Consider the following 17,489-nt stretch of genomic DNA (forward strand, 5'->3'; position numbering starts at 1 on the left):
ATTGCTGGAACGCATTATCACCGAGCCTTTGAGAAACGGGCGCGTCGTCGAAGACGCGGACTTTCATCGGCTATCGCGCAATACGAAGTGAGGAGTACGGGGTGGGAGAGGAGCAGCGTCGCTCCGTATTCGTCGAGTGTAGTGTTTCGGACGCCGGTGACCTGTGGCCTTTACGAATCACCCATGCGATGAGTAAGGGCGACAGTCCCCTCGCCGCCGCCATCGACGCGTCGTCACGGTGGGCCACAAGTGATTCCTCTATAGTCAGTTAGCAGAATGCCGTCCATTTCGCGAACGTGGTCTAGAGCTTGCGGTTCAGTCTGCTCTGGCGGATCTTCGCGTGGTCGTCGTGAAGGCCCGACCGAAACACCGTCACCTCCACACAAAAGAGGGTGCTCATGAAGTTCTCGAAATGGACATCGAGTGTCGCCGCCGTCTTGACGATTCTGTCGGCGTCAACGGCACGTGCGCAAGTCATCACGTTCGGCGCCCTCGGGGGAAGTAACGGCGATTTGTTCGGGTCTTATGGCGAATCTGGATTCAACGTCGCTCTGGTTGGCGGAGCCATTTGCGTTGCGAAGAGTTTCGGTAATCCAATCCCAGACCTGTTCGGTGGCGGTGTTTGCAGCTCTCAAAGCCCATCGTCGCTTCTGAGCATCACGAGAAGCGGCGGCGGTTCATTTCGTTTCCTCGGTACCGATCTTTCTACACAGAACGGACAGTCGACGTACTTCTTTGAGGGGTTTCTGTCGTCGGTCTCACAATACACTGGCGGCCAGACGTTAAGCACCGCGAGTGCGACCTTCGCGACGTACGCAAATTCCAACGCCACGCTTGTCGACGAGCTCCGCATCTCGCTGAATACCGCGGGCGCCTCTTCATACAACATCGACAATATCAATCTCCAAGTGTCGACCGTTCCAGAGCCGTCAAGTCTGCTGCTTCTGGGCTCGGGAGTCGGCGCATTACTGCTGGCGAGCCGCCGCCGCCGCGCAGCGTAACGGGGGACTTCTTGTTGCGATCCAGAAAAGGTGTCGCAACGGCGTCCCACGATTATTCTGCGTGCCGCAGTACGGGCGTTGGGCGCCACGTAGCCGTGTTGCGGGCGCTTCCGGCTCGCCGCCGAAGCAGGCGTTACGGCAGGCCGGAAGACGCGGTCTTACATCGACTATCGCGCAATACGAAGTGAGGAGTGCGGGGTGGGGAGCTGCACAACGAGCCCGCCGCCCTACCCCCGACTCGCCACCCCGACTCAAGACTTCCAGCACCGCGACTCGCTCCTTGGTGGGCGGATGTGTGCTGAACAGCTTCTTTGCGTCTCGCAGGCTGAACGTCGCCAGTGGATTCACGATCGCCAGCGGGGCCGCACTGGGCGACAGCTACATCAGGATGCGCCGCGCGCCCGTCTCCACCGTGGTCAGGGCGCCGGCCAACGACAGCGGACGGCCGCTGATCTCGGCGCCCACCGCATCGGCTTTGAATTCACGCTGGCGGCTGATCGCGAACTGAATCAGCATCGCCGCGATCGGCGCCACGATCAGCATCGCAAATCCCGCGATCGGGTGGCTGTCGTCGTCGTCGCTCCGGCCCCCAAAAAAGAAGGCGAACTGCGCCAGATTACTGATCGCGCCCGCCATGGTCGCGGCGATCGTCTACAGCAGCCTATCACGATTCTCGATGTGCGGCGCAATCGCCACCGTGGGCATGGGGAGCCCCGCGCGCTGGCGTAGCCGGTCGACCATGTCGTACAACTCCGGCGCGTCGCCGGGCGTGATGACCTTCGCGCCATACGCGCGCAACACCATGCTCGACGAGCCCCAGTACATGACGAGGTTCATCGCGGCGGACATGAGCAGAGCGATAATCGCCCCAGGGCCGCCGCCGAGCGACTGCCCGATGGCAACCACGAGCGCGGTCAGCCCCGCCATCAGTACGAACACCTTGACGTTATTCATCTGTGCATCTCATGGGGTCGGTTTTCGAAATGGAACCCCCAAAAAAGACGAGACTCCGCTCGCGGTACGCAGCAGTTGAGCCAGTGAGGGCCAACTGCCATGTTCCGTGGGCCAAGTCCCGCCTCATGACTGCAACTGTCGGCGGCTACTCTCCTTCGGGCTCCTGCGACTTCTTCCACGACTTCTCACCCTGCGGCACCACACTAGCGATGGCCTCGGAGCTGCGCAGCCCCCGGATCCCCTCCACGAGCTCCGTTGAGGCAACCGCCACGCCCCGGCGCGCAAGCTCCTCGGCCACCGCTAACCTGTGTCGTGGCCATACATACCGCGCGTACTGAAAGAAGTTCCGACGGGCCTCCGGAGATTCCGCCAGGAAGCGGGGGAGCGAGCCGCTCCCCTTGCGCGTGTTGCACGCCCTACACGCGGTCACTACGTTGCCGTGAGACCCGTCTCCACCGCGCATCCGCGGCTGCACGTGGTCCACGCTGAGAGCCTCCGGTTCCTGCACGAGCCCGCAATACACGCAGCGGAACTCGTCTCGCGCGAAGATTTCGAAGCGGTTCACTTGGTTCTGCCTGTCATCATTCCTCCTGTGAATCTCCCGGATCGCGGTCGTCGGATGATCTTTGATCAACTGACCAGGTTCCTCGACACCGAGGAAAGTACGGCGACCCCAGATGACGTCCCGCCCCGCCTTACCCATAAAGCCCTCGAGGGCCTGCGTATGTCGCGTTCTCGTGAACGAATCCTGAACAATCTCGAAGAGATGTACCGCGAAGCGTTCGATCGCGCCAAAGAAACGGCCGATCCCGCCGCGATGGCGTCACTCGACTTCGCCTATCGTCGTGAACAGCTGTACTTCGAGATCCTGCTCGACGTGCGGGACGCGGTCGAGAAGAAGTAGAACGTCGCCACCGGCCTCACCGCGCGAACAGCCGCTCGGCAATCCGCTCGGCCGCCGTCTTCGCGTCGAAGCGATCGTCACTCGTGAGAATGATGATCGTCGTCTTGCGCCCCGGGTAGCGCACCCACGCCGCGCGACGTCCTGCGCTGATGCTGAACACGCGATGCACGACCTCGCCGCGGTCGGTGTCGATCCAGAATCCCGTCGGTTCTGCGTGCTGCGCCGACCGTCCCTGATCGAAGCGATACAGATCGTCCACGGTGCCGCTCCACTGCTTCGTGGTGCTGTCATACGCGAGACGCTGAGCACCGCCCAGACCGGTCACGCGCCGTACTGACGTCGCACTTGTTCGTCCGGTGCTATCGGGAGGCAGGGCAGCGTTCAGCACGGCCGACAATCCACCAAGGGGGAAGTTCGGCGCACCCGTTTCCGGCGTCAGGCGGCGCTGTACGGCGACACCGTACGCACGGTTCACCAGCACCTTGCCATCTTGCGCCACGAGCACGGTCGCGCCACCGCTGGCCACGTCACGATACGATGCGAACACATTGTCCACGAATTTTTGCGTCAGTGGCGTCGCGTCGATGGCTCGCGAGACCACGCGGCGCGTGGCAAGGTTGTACCGGTCACCGGGACGCAACGTGAGGAACGGTTTGCCGGTGTCGTTGGCGTCGCGGCCATTGTACACGAACGCTTTGTTGCGTCCGATGATCTCCGCGCTGTCGCCGCGTACCACCCACACGGTGCCCTCGTCTTCGGAAATGCCGAGCAGGTCGGGGCGGCGCGAGGTGAGCGAGTCGTGCAGGTCGGGCAGTCGCTCGCGCGCGACCACATGCTGGTCGATAGCCACGCCGCGGAGATACGCGAAGCCCTTCAGGTACTGCGGATGATTGAAGAGGCGATTGTCGTTCGACGGCGCGCCGCGCACGAGATAGTCACCGAGGATCGACGCACCGGCCGATGAACCACCCACCACGCCGCCGCGATCCAGCACCGCCTGAAAGGCGCGCTCCGACTTCGTGCCGGCGTAGGAGTTCACGAGCCGGTAGTGACGACCACCGCCAAACCACACGCCGCGCGCGTTGGCGATTTTTGCCACGAAGCTGTCGGCGTCGGCCACCGTGCGACTGGTCGTGTGAAACACCACGACGTTGCGCGCCCCAGCGGTCTTGAGGCCGCGTCCGCCGTCGGAAGTATCGATGGAATCACCACCCGCCGTGGGCACGTCAACGATCAACGCGTCGGGGCCGCCGGCCAGTTCGATGAACTTCGCAAACACTTCGGGCCCTTGTTGCCCGCCGCCGACCACCATCACCGACCCGCTTCGCGGGCCGACGGACGGCGTGCCGTTCGTGCGTGTGGTGCGTGCGTCGCCGCCGACCGCTCGGGTGGATCCAGCACAGCCGACGGCAACCGACGAGAACAGGAGCCCGGTGGCCGCAACACGAAAACGAACGACGAACGATGGAGCGGACATGGGTGGTGTCCTGATGAAGGCGGACGGGAAGTCGCGAAAAGCGAAAAGCGAGCAGCAACCTCAGCATACGTCGCCGACGCCGCCACCGCTGGCCTTCGCCAGGTCGGCGAGTCAGTCGCGTCGCACACTGAATTGAAACGACTGCTGCACCAGTTGCGCGACCCGCGCGCCGCCCGCTTCGGCGGGGAGAAAGCGCATCCGCGCCAGAGCAGTGCGCACCGCCGCCGTGAACAGGGGATGCTGGCTGTCCAGCACGGTAAAGCTCGAAAGCTCCACGCGACCGGCCGAATCGACCACGAACTGCGCCATCACCTGGCCCTCGATCCCCGCCGCGCGCAGCATCTCGGGATAGACCGGCCCCGCGGCCCCTGGAAGCACCACCACGGGTTTTTCGACCTGAGTCACAAGAAAGACACCGTTTAGCGCCGGCGCCACGTGTGTGGCCCCGTCGACTCCGTGCGAGCGGCCGCCCGGCTTGCCGATTCCAGTGAAATCATCGAGGTTGGTGGGCGCCAGGCTCAGGTCCACCGCCGGCAACGACGTGGGAATGTCGATCGGGGCGCGGAGCACGGCGAATCCCTGCGCAATCGGGGCCGCCGTGAATACCTCCGGCACACTCGGCGTTGACGGCGCCGGTGATGGTGGGGCGGCCGTGAAGTCGACGGCCGTCTCGCGCTGCTCGGTCGCATGCGCGACCGTCGCCTGGGCGGTCGCGACCACCAGCGCCCCCACGATGCCAGCGTGCCCTACCACCGAGATCAGCGATCCACCAACAGACCGGGCGCGTGTGGCCCGCGACTCAATCAATGTCTGAAACATGCATGCCTCCAGAGTTGGGATGAGGACAGCAGGTCTGTCCGACTCCACGGTGGGATGGCAGCATGAAGCCTTCATGACGGCCGCATGACGGATCGCTAATGCGTTCATGACATGTCGATGGACGCGGCGTGTCTTGAGGGTGACGGTGCGGGTACCGATTGTCACGACAATGCGTCTTTTTGAGTCCGACCGCGGGAGCGGCCGAACGTCCTGAACATCCAATTCACTATGCGCACTGCTCTTCGTCGGAATGCCCGAGGAACGGCCACGATGGCCGCCCTGCTGCTCGCCGCCTGCGGCGACGCCACCACCACCTGCGTCACGGCGCCATCTGCATCTGATGCCTCACGATTCGCGCGCACAGCGCAGGCACAGGCCCGCCTCGCCTCATTGTTTGACGCCGCCTCGGCCGAAGTGCTCGGTGTCAGCGGGAGCGTCTATGCCGATCACGATGGACGGCTCGGACGACTGGTCTTTGGGGTCGAGCCGTTCTCGGCGGCTACGTCGGTGCAGGCCGCCGCAGCGCGTGCTGGTTTCAGGCGGATGACTTCACGATCGTGTTGACGGCGCCGATCTACACCACCGCCGCGCTGTCCGACGCGTTCGCGGTGCCGCAAGGTGGTCTCCAGGTCGGCCTCGGCACGCTCATCGGCGTGGAAGCCGACGACCCGGTCTACACCGCGAACAAGTCGTGCCCCCCAAACGCGTCGTTGCCGATACAGCGATGCCGCTCGCATTGCCTACCGGCCCAACGTACCGTCCAGCCAAGGATACATCGCGTCGACCGGCGCACCGAATACCGGCAGCACGACCGTCGTCGGTTCGCTGGCGTTCAATCAGCAGGACGATTTGACGCGCGAATTCCCGATCGGACAGACGATCCACAAGATCGGCGCAACCACGGGTTGGACTTCCGGTCAGGTAGAACGCAGTTGCGTGAATGCCAACGTGGCGAATTCACCGATCACGCTGCTCTGTCAGACGTTCGTGCGGGGCCTCGATGTCGTCGTCGACGCCGGTGACTCCGGTGCGCCGGCATTCCTGCAGTCGGGCGATGAGAACGTTCTGTTCGGCATCGTGTGGGGACGCACCGACGTCGGCGAATTCGTATTCAGCCCGCTCGAAGGCATCGTGCGCGATCTCGGGCGCATGAGCGCGATCGTGGGCGGTACGATCGACAACAGCAACGGTAACGGGAAATAGGCACCACGGAATGCCGAGGCCCTCCGCGCTGCTACGCTTCGCGCCGCTACGCTTCGCGCCGCGCCTCGGCGTCGCGAAGGGCGCGCTGCGTGATGCCGACAAAGAACACTCCGAGCACCACCGTCGCGATCACGCCAAGCATGAGGACCGACATCGGCAACGCACCGTTACCATTCGCGGCGTCGGCGCCGGCCGCGCCGAAGGCCGCGTACGAGGCGATGATCGGCAGCATACCCGGCATCGCCATCACGAAATCACGCGTGCGCACGCGGGTGACGCCAAGCGCGTAGTTCGACAACACGAACGGAATCGCCGGCGACAAACGCAGCAGGAACATCAGGCGAAGTCCGTCGTCGCCGATCACGCGGTCGACCGCCGAGAGCGTAGGGTTTGCCGCCACGCGCCGTGCGACGCTGGTCCGGAGAATCGTGCGCCCCAGCAAGAACGCCAGTGTCCCGCCGATGGTGGCGCCGGTGAGCACCAGCGCGCTGCCCTTCATCACGCCGAACACGGCACCGCCAGCCATGTTGAGCAGAAAGGCTGGCAGCATGAAGAGCACCACGCCGATGTACGCGACCACGAACGCCAGCGGCGCCCACATGCCGAGCGTCTGCACCCAGGCTGAGAAGTCGGGCAGATACGGCGTCGCGAGTTGACCGATGGCGAGGCCGGCCAGCAGTGGCACCGCGATGCCGGCGGCACGTAGGAGACCGGTGGAGGCGCGCTTGAGATCGGGAGGCATGGCGCGGAATATACCGACGGATCACCTCGCGCCACGACAGCGGCCCCGGCGTAAAAACGCAGGGGCCGCGGTGTGTTACTGGAGGGGCTTTGACGGGCGCTGGAATCCGCCGTCGAGCGCATTCAGGAACAGCTTGTACGTCCCGTGCGCCTGCGACCGGAAGAGAATCTCCGGTCCAAAGAGCCAGATCGTGCCCCGGCCGATTTTGGCTTCGGCCATGGCCACGCCGCCCTTGAGCAGTTCCTGCCCCCACGCCCAGCCGCTCGTGAGCGGCTTGTCGGTATCGAACGTGGCGAGCACCCGCACGCCTTTGGCGGCTGCGTCGGGGCCAAGCTTCATGACCGGGCTGTTGTCGAACATCACGCTCGGACGTGGGTTCATGCCCGTGGCGATCGTGGCCGACGTATCCAGCTTCACTTCGAGCAGCGAGCCGGGGATGTAGTACTTCTCTCCGGCGTACGGACGACCGTTGGCTTCCGCCAAGTAGTTGTCGATCGGAAGGCCCATCGCGTTGCCGAGTTCGATCGACGAACCGATCGCTACGATGCGACCACCCGCCTCCACAAACGACTTGAGCGCCGGCACCGATTTCTCGGGGCTGATGCGGCCGATCGTGCGACGGAACTCGGCCGGGATGAGCGTTGTGTCCGGCGAGCCACCAAAGCCTCGGCCAGCGCCTGCTGCGGAGAACGCACCATCGGTAACGACGATCACGTCGTACTTCGCCTTGAGATTGCCCGCGTCCACGTCCTGCGGATAGATCACGGCGAACGGGAATTCGAACTTCTCCAGGATCAGGCGCGTCCAGCCGCTCGGCATGCTGCCGCCGTAGCGATCGATGAGCGCGATACGCAGCGGCTGTACCGGCTGGGCCGCGCCCGGCTTGCTGTTGGCGGCGGAGAAGTTCACGCCGAGCTCCTTGGCCGCTTGCGTCACGACCTTGTCGGCCGCACCACCGGCGGGAATAAACCAGCTGCCGGCCGGCCAAATGGTACTACGGTCGGTGAACGCCGTCGGAATGCGCGACGCCTTCACCTTCACCGCGGCAAGCCGGTTGGCGACCGTGCTGGCGTCGTTCACTTCCGGACGGATGAAGTAGCCTGCCTTGCCCTTTGCAACCGTGCCCATCGGCATCATCGTGACGCCATTCACTTTTTCGAACGGTCCGGTGAGGCCATCGAGTACGCGCTCGAACTGGATGCCCATTTGGAGGGCGAGCGTCCAGCCGGCGTTGTCGTACGGCGGGATCGGCGGGCCACCCGGATAGCGGAAGTCGTTCGGGTGATCCTGCGGTTCGAACATGTCGAGCGCGTGCGATCGGAACGCCTGGTTCGTCATCACGACCCACGAACCGGCCGGGAACGACTTGCCATTCGCGCTGAACGAACCGGTGGCGCGGTGCACCTGAATGCCGGAATACTGCAGCGCCTTGACGAACTTGGTTGCCGTCGGGAAATCGTTCTGCGCGCTGCTCAACACGTACGCGCGCGGATCACGGTTCTCCGGCTTCTTGAGTTCGGCCATGTAGCGATCGTTGGTCACCGCACTGCCGATGTTTGGCGCTGTACCGGCACCACGTGGGCCGCCGGCGCGATTCGCTTCCGGGCTCGCCGTACCGCGGTCCTTGGTGATCTGTGCGATCATGGCGTCGACCCGCTTGGGCGAGATCGTCCAGTTGTCCTTCGACCCATTCTTGATCTGATCGTTGCCCATCACCCAGCGATTGAACAGGAACGTTTCACGATACCGCGACGCGAGATCCAGGAACGCGTAGTTCGCCGACACCGAGTAGTCGATCGACTGTCGGAAGTGCCATTCCTGCGGTGCCACCGGCATCGGCAGGTTGGCCGAGCGCAGTTGACGATCGGGCACCAGCGACACGCGGATGGGCGTCGGATTGCCGATCGTTTCGGTGAGAATACCGATCTGGTTGTGATAGTAGCCCACGGTGCGCATGCCGCCGTTCCACCACGTGCTGTAGTTCGAGCCCGCGCGGAAGGTGAGGCCGGGCTTGTGCTCGAGTACGAAGCGATGGTTGAGCGCCGCGCCCACGAGATCGAGGCCGGTGATCATCGCCGGATGGAACCAGTAGTTGGCCGGATCACGGTACGGCGGCGCCGCCATGATCGTTCCCGTCGGGCCGGTCTGGTGGTGATTGTACATGATCTGCGGATTCCACTGCACGAACAGCTGCTGCGACATGTTGCGCGTTTCGGCCAGCGCATTCATGTACGCGTCGCGGTTGTTGTCGTGACCCGCGTACTTCTCGTACAGGCGCGGAATGTTCGAATTGCGGCGCAGCTTGTCGGGCTCCTGCATGTACCAGTTCGACACCAGCTCCATGCCGTCCGGATTCGCGTGCGTCATGAGAATGATGCAGTCGTTCAAGATCCGCATCGTCTCGTCGTCGGTGCGGCTAGCAAGCTGATAGAACGATTCGATGAGCTGCTGTGCGCCGAGCACTTCGGTGGCGTGCAGTCCGCCGTCGATCCAGAACACCACTTTGCCTTCCTTCGCCAGCTTGGCCGCTTCCGCCGAGTCGAGGCCCTCGGCATTGGCGAGCCGGGTCGAGATCTCCTTGTAGCGCGCCAGATTCTTCAGATTCGCGGGCGAGGACACGATCGCCATGATCTGCGGCCGTCCTTCCTCGGTGAGGCCAATCGTGTCGAGAATGACGCGGTCGCTCTGCTTCGCGATGGTGGCGAAGAACGCGTGCAGCTTGGTGTAATTGGGGAGCTCGTAGTCGGCGCCGATGTCATGCCCGAAGAATTCTTTGGGCGACGTGAGGCGCTGCTGAGCCGGGAGCGTGGCCGGCAGGGCCGCCGCGAATAGCATCGCGGTGGAAAGCCGAGTGGCACGACGCAGGCAGATCATGCGAGGGGCGGGTGGGAGGATACTGGGACAGCCGGACGCGGCTGCCGGATTCTCCCGCAGGGGGAGCCATCAGGCATACGATGGCGGGGCAGAGGGCGTTGGGCAAATTCTTGTCCTCACCGATCGGTTCATCAACTTTGGAGTAGGAGAGGGCGTACGTCCCTCAGTTCCTCGTTTTTGCCTTTGCCCCCGCCAGATGACTTCGATCCGACTGACCGCCACGGCCGCCGCACTGGCGAGCCTGTTCGCTACCGCTCCCCTGGCCGCACAGGCCAAGCCCCCGGTTGCTAAGCCGGCTGCCGAGATGGACCATTCGAAAATGATGGACCATTCCAAGATGGCGACTGGCGCCAAGGCTGAGGGCTGGAAGGAGCTCGATGCCTACCACATGCTCATGATGGCCACTTGGCACCCGGCCAAGGACAAGAATGACCTCGCGCCGATTCGCGCGAAGGCCACCGAAATGGTGGCGTCGGCCAAGCTCGTGGCAGCGTCCAAGGGGCCGATGGCTTGCCAGAAGCCGGAGCTGCTGAAGGCGCAGGCCGGCCTGCCGGTCGAGACCGAGAAGGTCGCGGCGATGGTGGCAGCCAAGGCCGCTGAGGCCGATCTCAAGGCGGGTCTTAAGGTGCTGCATGACCGTTTTGACGTGCTCGAAGAGTGCGCCGGCTCGGGTGCCGGCATGAAACACTAAGTCCGTTGAACTGATCACACGGAGCACAAGAGAAAAGGAGAAAAGGAGGACACGTTCGAGTGGCGAGAGCCCTCTGTGTTCGCCTTTCCTCTTTTTCTCTGTGTGATCAGTTCTTTTTCTAATACTTCCAGCTGTACCCCACGCGGATCACCTGCGTTTCGAGGTAGTCCGTACTCACCAGCCGGAACGTTTCCCCGTTAATGGTGCGGCGGAGCTGCATCGTGTTCAACAAATCCGTGGCGTTGATCGCGATCTCGCCTCGGCCGTGCTGGACGGCCTTCCGCGCGCCGAGGTCGAGGGAATACCGACTTTCGATGCGGCCCTGTGGAAGGAGGTCCGGCGCCAGATAGACGCTCGAGACGCGCGTATCCCAGTTGTGCGGGAGCCGGATGGCCGCGTTCAGCTTCACGTTGCCAGAGACGAGCCGCTGGCGCTCGGCCGAGTACGCGACCGGCACCGGGTACTGATTGACCACCGTGAATGCCCCGAAGGTGTTGCGATAGACCGTCGCGTTCGCGTTCAACGAGACCCGCTTCGACACGGTCTGCTGCCACACGACCTCCGACCCCGTGTTCCAGCTGCGACCGGCGTTCTGGAACACGTTGTACAGCAGCACACTGCCCGGCGCTTGGGTCGCGATGCGGGTGATGGTGGCGTCAATGGTGCGGTGAAACGCGGCCGCATAGAAGCTCCCGCGAGACCAATTGGTTTTGTAGCCGAGGTCCATCGAGGTCGTAAACTGCGGCTGCAGCGCCGGATTACCCACTTTGATCAACTCGGGCTCGTCGTACTTCGGGAAGATGCGGATGTCGACTTCGTTCGGACGATCCACCCGACGATTCAAGAACAGCGAAAGCTTGTGATCATCGTTGAACTTGTACGCCGCCCGTACATTGGGAAACGGCTCCATATACCGATACCCGTCACTCGTGTACGTGTTGTGATCCGGGTTCACCTTATAGTCCACCTGCACCGACTCCACACGTAGCCCTCCCTCGAGCTCGACGTGCTGGCTTTCGAACACGTAGTTGGCATACAGCGCCGGAATCGTTTCGCGGTACGTGGCTTGGCCACCGGCGCCCGGATCGAGCGGTGACCGTTCGCCGGGAAAGAACTGCATGTTGACGGGAATCGAGCGGTATCGACCCTTGAATCCGGCCTCGATGCGCCCCTGCTTGAGCGGCTTGGTATAGTCCGCGTTCAGGTCCACGATGTGTTCATCGGACAGCAGCTTGAAGGCATCCTGTCCAATGAAGTTGGGCAAGGTGTTGGTGAAGAAGTACTGCTCGTCCTCGCGGTGGAACGAGTAATTACTCGTGAACTGCAGCGAGTGACCTGGCTGGGCGTACCGATGTGTGAACACCGCGCTGCTGAACGCCGTGTACTTGACCTCATCCTCGAGGAACTGCCACAGCCGATACCGATTGGTGAGATTGCCGTCGAAGTACGGATTGTCGCCGTCGTCCAGGATCTTCTCCCGATTGAACAGCCCCGACACACTCATCGAGTTCCGCGCATTGAACGCGTGATCTACGCCCGCGTTCACTGTGGCATAGTCCGTACGGCGGTTGCGCTTGATCTGCTGGGTGATCACGGACCCGTCGTTGTACGTGCGGGTCGAGAATTCGTTCTTGTTCAAGGTGGGCGCGTACAGCCAGTCGCCCTGCAAAAAGCTGTTGGTCGCGTTTTTCCGGTAGTTGACCGAGAACGACGGATTGAACTTGGGTGTGTATCGGAACTGCGGCCGAATGGTGGGGAGGTTCTCGCGCTTCTCCCACAGTGCGCCGGCACCGGTCATCAGGCCGACCTTCCCGGTGAGCCCGGTCTGATCTTCTTTCTTGAGAATCAGATTGATGATGCCGGCACTGGCATTGGCGTCGTACTTGGCGCCGGGGTTGTTGATGATCTCGATACTCTGAATGGCTGAGGCGGGCAGGTTCTCCAGGCCGCGCTGCGATCCAGCGCCGGTGAGCGCGGTCTGCTTGCCATCGATCAGCACGGCCACCTTGTCGCTGCCGCGTAACTGGATCTTGCCATCCTCACCGACGGTGACGCCCGGTAACGTGGACATCACTTGGACGACCGATCCGCCCGCCTGGCTCACGTTGTCCGCCACGCGAAAGGTTTTCCTATCCATCGTGCTGGCGATCTCGGACGCGTTGGCCGTCACGACGACCTGTCCGAGGGCCGCCGCCACCGCCTCCATGGAAAGCACGCCGAGGTCGAGGAACGGACTGAGCTCGCCGATCAAAACCCGTTGGCGTAACGGCTTGTAGCCGAGGATCTTCGCGTCCAGCAAGTAGACGCCTTTTTTGAGCCCCGTGAACGCGAACGCGCCCGCGTTGTCCGTGAGGCGACCGGTGACGAACGTGCTGTCCTTGGCCAGGAGCAGCTGCACGGTGAGAAACGGTAGCGGCGCCTTTGATTGCGCGTCCTGCACTCGCCCCGAGACCGTGATAGTCGTGGCCGGTGACTGGGCGAGCACGGCGGTCGCCAGGCACAACAAAAACGGGAGCAGACGAAGTGAGATCATGAAAAGAAGATGACGCGCGACGAATGATTCCTCCAGTTGCACGACGAAGGGGGCAAGCCGGTCGGCTCGCCCCCTTCGTCGTGTCCCGTCGTCGTGTCCCGTCGTCCCACGACTCTCCCAGCGCTAGATGATCTCGCAGGCTCCACCGGCACAGGCCACCGTGTCGCCCAGCGTCGTCATGTCCACGCCTTCCAACAGCATGGTATAGTCGACGTCACGATACGACAGCGCGTTCCAGCGAATCATATCCGACTCGGTCGTCACCTCTTCACGCGGCGCCTGCGCGTAAATCTTGTCGCCCGTTTCACGCAGCAAGGAAATGCCGGCGAAGTATTCCTTGTTGTCCCAGATGAACTGCTGGACCGCTTCCCATTCGTCGTCCTTCACCGTCACGGTGTTGGACACGTTGTGGTGCAGCCCCGGGTTGTACTGCTCATGACGGCGGCCGGCGCGAACCCAGTGCTCTTGCACCAGGCGCACGTATTCCAGGAACTGCACGGCGCCGACGTCTTCGCGCAAAATCGCATCGGGCTCGGCGCTCACCGGGAACGTGATCACGTCGGTCGTCTCGGGATCCCACACCGACGTTTCGGTCATGTGCGGATTGTGCAGCTTGAACCACTGATACAACGGCTCCGTGCGCGCCGCCTGCACGCGACGGAAGTAGTGACGCGCATGGTGCGGGTGAATCCCCGAGCCCGCGCCCAGCACGAGGCTTGCCGTGCCTTCCGGCTTCACGCAGGTGATGCGCGCCGCCGGCGCGATGCCGAGGTGTTCGGCGATCGCGGCGTTGGTGTCAAGACATTCCTTCGCGCCACGCTCCAGCACCGACGGATCGAGCAGCAGCGACGGCCGATCGAGAATGCCGCAGATTGACACCCCAAGCAGCGACTCTCGCTCGTTGATCACCCGCGTGGCGGCGCCGAGGTATGGGATGTCGGTGTACGCGGCCTGCATCGTGCCAAGCAGTGACGCCGCGCGGCAACAGGCGAGGAACGACGCTTCCGTGTCGCAGGCGCCGGCGTTGATCGTGGTGAGGTTGCACATCTGCCAGCCCGACACGCGCGACCCGATCTCGACGTCGGGGCGGCCGTACTTCGCGAGCTTCGCCTGCGCCGCTTCGTCGACCAGCATGTACGGGGCGAGACCGATTTCCACGCACGGATTCGCACCGTACTCCGCGTCGTCCACGAAGTAGAAGCCCGGTTCGCCGAACTCCTTCTGGAACTCGAACAACTTCGCGAAGTCCGACGTCTGCACCGACTCGCGAACGAGTACGGCGGAGTTGTTTGACTTGCCGCGCTGCGAGTTGGTCTCGAACCAGTTGCCCGTCTTGGCCGCCGCCATCTCGTCGTCGTCGGACGAAAACAGGCAGATGGTGGCCGAGCGACGGATGCCGCCGGAGAGCACGGCGACCGCGACGTGCATCATGATGTCGTACACTTCGATCGGACGGAGCGCGCGGCCCGGCACCTGATCGAGCATGCGTTCGGCTGCGCGGAGCGCCTTCTTGAGCGGCAAGTGTCCCGGCGCGCGACCACCTGAGGTGCGCAGCTGCTGGCCGCGCGACCGGATGGCGCTGTAATTGAACTCGACCTTCGTGCCGTCGAGGTACGAGCGGATCAGTGCATCCAGTGCATCCGCCCACCCTTCGAGGGTGTCGGGCACCATATGGTGCACCACCGGCAGTTCGTTCTCGGCCGCGCGGAGCGGGAACGTCGGGAGTTGCGACACGTGCTGCTTCTGCACGCTGAAACCGACGCCGGTGCCCGACATGAGCAGGAAGAACGACTCTTTGAAGGCGTCGAGACGATCCATGTGCGTGAACGCACAGTTGAACATGCGCGCATTGTTCGCTTCGATCGCTCGGCCGCCGAACTGCAGGGAGCGCATGGAAGGCAGGATCGCGCGACGTTGCAGCGCAGCCTCCGTTTCGGCCATAAGCGCCCGCAGCGTGCGTCCGCCAAAGCCTGCCACCGACAGGTCGATGCGATCGGCGAAGTGGTCGCGATGCATGTCCATCACGCGCGTGAAGGCCTCGGCCGGCGTCTCGCGGCGACCCAGATCTTCCCGGTACCGCGAATAGCGCGAGAGGAAGATGTAGTCCTGCATGCCGTTCTCGCCGTGCACGTTGAGGCGATGCTGCGCACGAGCGGCGCGGTACAGCACGTAGCGCTTCGCGATGTCCCAGTGACCGCGCGCGGCGATCATCATTTCCACGATGTCCTGAATCTCTTCCACCGTGGGGACATGATCCTGCGCGCGACGCTCGACGGTGTTGACCACAAGCTGCGTGATTGCGCAGACGTCGGCAAAGTCGGTGAAGCCCAAGCCGAAGCGGTGGGCGGCATCGTCGTGGAGCGGGTTTGGCGCATCGTCGTGACGCGACGCGTAAAACGCGAGTGCGATTGCGCGAGTGATGCGCTCCGGATCCCACGGGGCCGCATGGCCATCGCGGTTGACGACCTGCGTGATCGCCTTGATGCTGGCGGCGTCGTAGCTGGTTCGAAACTCGGAACTGCGGGGGGCGACGGAAACGGCCAAGTGTGCCTCCTTCGGGTGAACCAGCGAATTGAATGCACACCCCCGAGGACCTACGCTTCCCACCACCCGGCGGACACGCCTGGCGACGAAAAGGGCTCCTTGCGATGCGTAGCAAGGAGCCCAGCGGAGCTGGCGCCACTCGAGTGAATGGCACACAGCGATCCCCGGCGTGCCCTCCCTCGAGGGTGCGCGCGGACTCCGGCAGTTGGTAGGTCTTCTGGCTCGGGATTCGTCCTCCGGAGCGGCCTTCCCACGCACCCAACGATGGGTGCCCAGTGGCGTGCTGCTCCTTCGTCCTCCCTTACAGCGGCGGGGCCGCCCCGGAATCGCACCGGGTTCCCTCTTAGCGCCGACCCCAGCGTCGGAGTCGGTGACCAATGCCTATGTCTTGATACAGTTGCCTGCTGTCACGAACAACAGCGGGAGGCGCAACTTCCAGCCAAAAGGCGCGGATGTCAATACTTGTTTCCTTACACGAGCCATCAATCAGCGCGATTTTTGGGGCGAGCTACGGCACGTCCGGACACCGGCGTTACGCTGTCTCGAAGGTGCCACGGCGAACGGTCATGCCGCCCTGTACGTGCCACGCGCCGCGGGCCATGACGTCGCGCACACGATGCTCGGCGTCGAGCACCACCAGGTCGGCGTCGCCCCCGACACGGAGGGCGCCCTTGGCCGAGAGGCGGAGCAGCGCCGCGACGTTGCTGGTGAAAGCGGGAAGGATCCGCTCCCACGCGTGCCCCCGCGCCACGAGCTCCCGCAGGGTGTCCAGCAGCGAGCCCGCGTGACCAACGCCCATCTCAACCACCCGACCGTCGGCGTCGAACACCGGAAGACATCCCCCACCGTCGCTGCTCACCGTCACGTGTGTGGCCGGCGCCCCGCTGGCCCAGAAACGCTCGAGCGCGTCGGCCGCGCTCCACGCGTCGTCCTCGGGTGCTACGTGGAACGACGTGATGTCGACCACGCACCCACGACGGGCGAGCGCGATCGCTTCGTCGAATAGCGCCCGCTTGCGATTCACGTGAGTGGGGTTGAACACGCGCGCCGGAATCTCGCTGGTGTCGAGCGCCTGCCGCACGAGAGCGAGTCCGCGTCCCCCGTCGCCCAGGTGCAAGTGCACAACGCCCGCCTTGCCGGTCATGATGCCGCCCACGTGCGCCTCGGCTGCCACCGTCAGCAGATCATCGAGGGTCGGCTGGCTGGAACGGTGATCGCTCAGCGCGAGCTCGCCCACGCCGATCACCCGGTCGAGGTGCACGATGTCGCCGCGCACACTACCGGTCAGGGTGACGGGAGGCACGTGATAGCCGCCCGTATGACACCAGGCCGAGAGCCCGTCGGCCACCAGGCCACGCGCCGCGACCACCAGTTCGGCCGTACTCCGCGTGACGTCGTCGGTGCCAAGCACGCCGACGGCCGTGGTGACCCCGGCCTTGGTGTATTGCGACAGCAGCGGTGCGGGGACGCGGGAATTCGGTCCGGCTTCGCCGCCGCCGCCGGTCAAGTGCGCGTGGCCATCAACTAGCCCCGGAATCACCACGCGCCCCTCGAGATCGACCTCGGTCACGCCCAATGCCGTGGGCAGCGCGCTCAGTGACGCGCCCATCCACAGGATCTGCTCACCGCCGATGAGCAGATCCATCTGCCCTCGCGATTCGGGAGCGAATACGGTCGCATTGCGTAGCAGCAGCATGTCGGAACGTTACCCGGTGGCCACGGCCAGCGTTAGCTTTGAACATGCTCG

The 17,489-nt window shown here is 63.9% G+C and carries 13 protein-coding genes, 2 pseudogenes and 1 riboswitch; of the genes and pseudogenes, 5 read left to right on the plus strand and 10 right to left on the minus strand.

The annotated features are described in order from the left end of the window. Positions 1–398: 398 nt before the first annotated feature. On the plus strand, positions 399–1,001 hold the full coding sequence (locus tag ACLL97_RS08555; protein ID WP_411280054.1) for a PEP-CTERM sorting domain-containing protein: 603 nt from the start codon (positions 399–401) through the stop codon (positions 999–1,001). A 237-nt stretch (positions 1,002–1,238) separates the two neighbouring features. On the opposite strand, the pseudogene ACLL97_RS08560 reads toward ACLL97_RS08555, so the two are convergent. The 3 genes and pseudogenes from ACLL97_RS08560 to ACLL97_RS08570 all read right to left on the minus strand — a co-directional run. Further along, positions 1,239–1,955, minus strand: a pseudogene (locus tag ACLL97_RS08560) (M48 family metalloprotease); the annotation flags it as partial. A 145-nt stretch (positions 1,956–2,100) separates the two neighbouring features. Continuing rightward, positions 2,101–2,253, minus strand: coding sequence for a hypothetical protein (locus ACLL97_RS08565; RefSeq protein ID WP_411280093.1), 153 nt, complete (start codon positions 2,251–2,253; stop codon positions 2,101–2,103). A 102-nt stretch (positions 2,254–2,355) separates the two neighbouring features. Next, positions 2,356–2,658, minus strand: a pseudogene (locus ACLL97_RS08570) (HNH endonuclease); the annotation flags it as partial. Positions 2,659–2,679: 21 nt separating this feature from the next. Between ACLL97_RS08570 and ACLL97_RS08575 the strand changes: the two are divergent. Further along, positions 2,680–2,859 carry a hypothetical protein gene (locus ACLL97_RS08575; protein ID WP_411280055.1) on the plus strand — a complete coding sequence of 60 codons (180 nt, stop codon included), beginning with the start codon at positions 2,680–2,682 and terminating at the stop codon, positions 2,857–2,859. 16 nt (positions 2,860–2,875) lie between these two features. Here ACLL97_RS08575 and ACLL97_RS08580 read toward each other — a convergent pair whose 3' ends face one another. Together ACLL97_RS08580 and ACLL97_RS08585 are read right to left on the minus strand one after the other, a co-directional pair. After that, the gene (locus ACLL97_RS08580) at positions 2,876–4,336 is read right to left on the minus strand and encodes a cyanophycinase (RefSeq protein WP_411280056.1); all 1,461 of its coding nucleotides are present in this window, start codon (positions 4,334–4,336) and stop codon (positions 2,876–2,878) included. 111 nt (positions 4,337–4,447) lie between these two features. Then, the gene (locus ACLL97_RS08585; protein WP_411280057.1) at positions 4,448–5,155 is read right to left on the minus strand and encodes a TonB family protein; all 708 of its coding nucleotides are present in this window, start codon (positions 5,153–5,155) and stop codon (positions 4,448–4,450) included. A 228-nt stretch (positions 5,156–5,383) separates the two neighbouring features. Between ACLL97_RS08585 and ACLL97_RS08590 the strand changes: the two genes are divergently transcribed. Together ACLL97_RS08590 and ACLL97_RS08595 are read left to right on the plus strand one after the other, a co-directional pair. Continuing rightward, positions 5,384–5,719: a hypothetical protein gene (locus tag ACLL97_RS08590; protein WP_411280058.1), complete on the plus strand. Its 336-nt coding sequence runs from the start codon at positions 5,384–5,386 to the stop codon at positions 5,717–5,719. 285 nt (positions 5,720–6,004) lie between these two features. After that, positions 6,005–6,358: a hypothetical protein gene (locus ACLL97_RS08595; protein WP_411280059.1), complete on the plus strand. Its 354-nt coding sequence runs from the start codon at positions 6,005–6,007 to the stop codon at positions 6,356–6,358. Between the two features lie 46 nt (positions 6,359–6,404). On the opposite strand, the gene ACLL97_RS08600 is transcribed toward ACLL97_RS08595, so the two are convergent. Further along, positions 6,405–7,100: a TVP38/TMEM64 family protein gene (locus tag ACLL97_RS08600; RefSeq protein WP_411280060.1), complete on the minus strand. Its 696-nt coding sequence runs from the start codon at positions 7,098–7,100 to the stop codon at positions 6,405–6,407. A 75-nt stretch (positions 7,101–7,175) separates the two neighbouring features. After that, the gene (locus ACLL97_RS08605) at positions 7,176–9,974 is read right to left on the minus strand and encodes a M14 family metallopeptidase (protein WP_411280061.1); all 2,799 of its coding nucleotides are present in this window, start codon (positions 9,972–9,974) and stop codon (positions 7,176–7,178) included. Positions 9,975–10,170: 196 nt separating this feature from the next. On the opposite strand from ACLL97_RS08605, the gene ACLL97_RS08610 reads away from it, so the two are divergent. Next, a complete protein-coding gene (locus ACLL97_RS08610; protein ID WP_411280062.1) occupies positions 10,171–10,665 on the plus strand; it encodes a hypothetical protein in 495 nt (164 codons plus the stop codon). A 118-nt stretch (positions 10,666–10,783) separates the two neighbouring features. Here the strand turns inward: ACLL97_RS08610 and ACLL97_RS08615 are convergent, their stop codons facing one another. The 3 genes from ACLL97_RS08615 to iadA form a co-directional block, all read right to left on the minus strand. Continuing rightward, positions 10,784–13,198, minus strand: a complete 2,415-nt coding sequence (locus tag ACLL97_RS08615; RefSeq protein ID WP_411280063.1) for a TonB-dependent receptor domain-containing protein — start codon at positions 13,196–13,198, stop codon at positions 10,784–10,786. A gap of 123 nt (positions 13,199–13,321) precedes the next feature. Then, the gene (locus ACLL97_RS08620; protein ID WP_411280064.1) at positions 13,322–15,742 is read right to left on the minus strand and encodes an ATP cone domain-containing protein; all 2,421 of its coding nucleotides are present in this window, start codon (positions 15,740–15,742) and stop codon (positions 13,322–13,324) included. Between the two features lie 189 nt (positions 15,743–15,931). Continuing rightward, positions 15,932–16,136: riboswitch (cobalamin riboswitch) on the minus strand. A gap of 138 nt (positions 16,137–16,274) precedes the next feature. Beyond that, entirely contained in the window at positions 16,275–17,438 is a 1,164-nt protein-coding gene (gene iadA, locus ACLL97_RS08625; RefSeq protein ID WP_411280065.1) for a beta-aspartyl-peptidase, read from the minus strand. Positions 17,439–17,489: the final 51 nt, after the last annotated feature.

Source organism: Gemmatimonas sp. (assembly GCF_046594945.1).
Classification (GTDB): domain Bacteria; phylum Gemmatimonadota; class Gemmatimonadetes; order Gemmatimonadales; family Gemmatimonadaceae; genus Gemmatimonas.

Bases quoted from the DNA above. Each gene is read 5' to 3' on its own strand.
- ACLL97_RS08555 (WP_411280054.1), top strand. From the start codon at position 399: ATGAAGTTCTCGAAATGGACATCGAGTGTCGCCGCCGTCTTGACGATT.
- ACLL97_RS08575 (WP_411280055.1), top strand. From the start codon at position 2,680: ATGTCGCGTTCTCGTGAACGAATCCTGAACAATCTCGAAGAGATGTAC.
- ACLL97_RS08580 (WP_411280056.1), bottom strand. From the start codon at position 4,336: ATGTCCGCTCCATCGTTCGTCGTTCGTTTTCGTGTTGCGGCCACCGGG.
- ACLL97_RS08585 (WP_411280057.1), bottom strand. From the start codon at position 5,155: ATGTTTCAGACATTGATTGAGTCGCGGGCCACACGCGCCCGGTCTGTT.
- ACLL97_RS08590 (WP_411280058.1), top strand. From the start codon at position 5,384: ATGCGCACTGCTCTTCGTCGGAATGCCCGAGGAACGGCCACGATGGCC.
- ACLL97_RS08600 (WP_411280060.1), bottom strand. From the start codon at position 7,100: ATGCCTCCCGATCTCAAGCGCGCCTCCACCGGTCTCCTACGTGCCGCC.
- ACLL97_RS08605 (WP_411280061.1), bottom strand. From the start codon at position 9,974: ATGATCTGCCTGCGTCGTGCCACTCGGCTTTCCACCGCGATGCTATTC.
- ACLL97_RS08610 (WP_411280062.1), top strand. From the start codon at position 10,171: ATGACTTCGATCCGACTGACCGCCACGGCCGCCGCACTGGCGAGCCTG.
- ACLL97_RS08615 (WP_411280063.1), bottom strand. From the start codon at position 13,198: ATGATCTCACTTCGTCTGCTCCCGTTTTTGTTGTGCCTGGCGACCGCC.
- iadA (WP_411280065.1), bottom strand. From the start codon at position 17,438: ATGCTGCTGCTACGCAATGCGACCGTATTCGCTCCCGAATCGCGAGGG.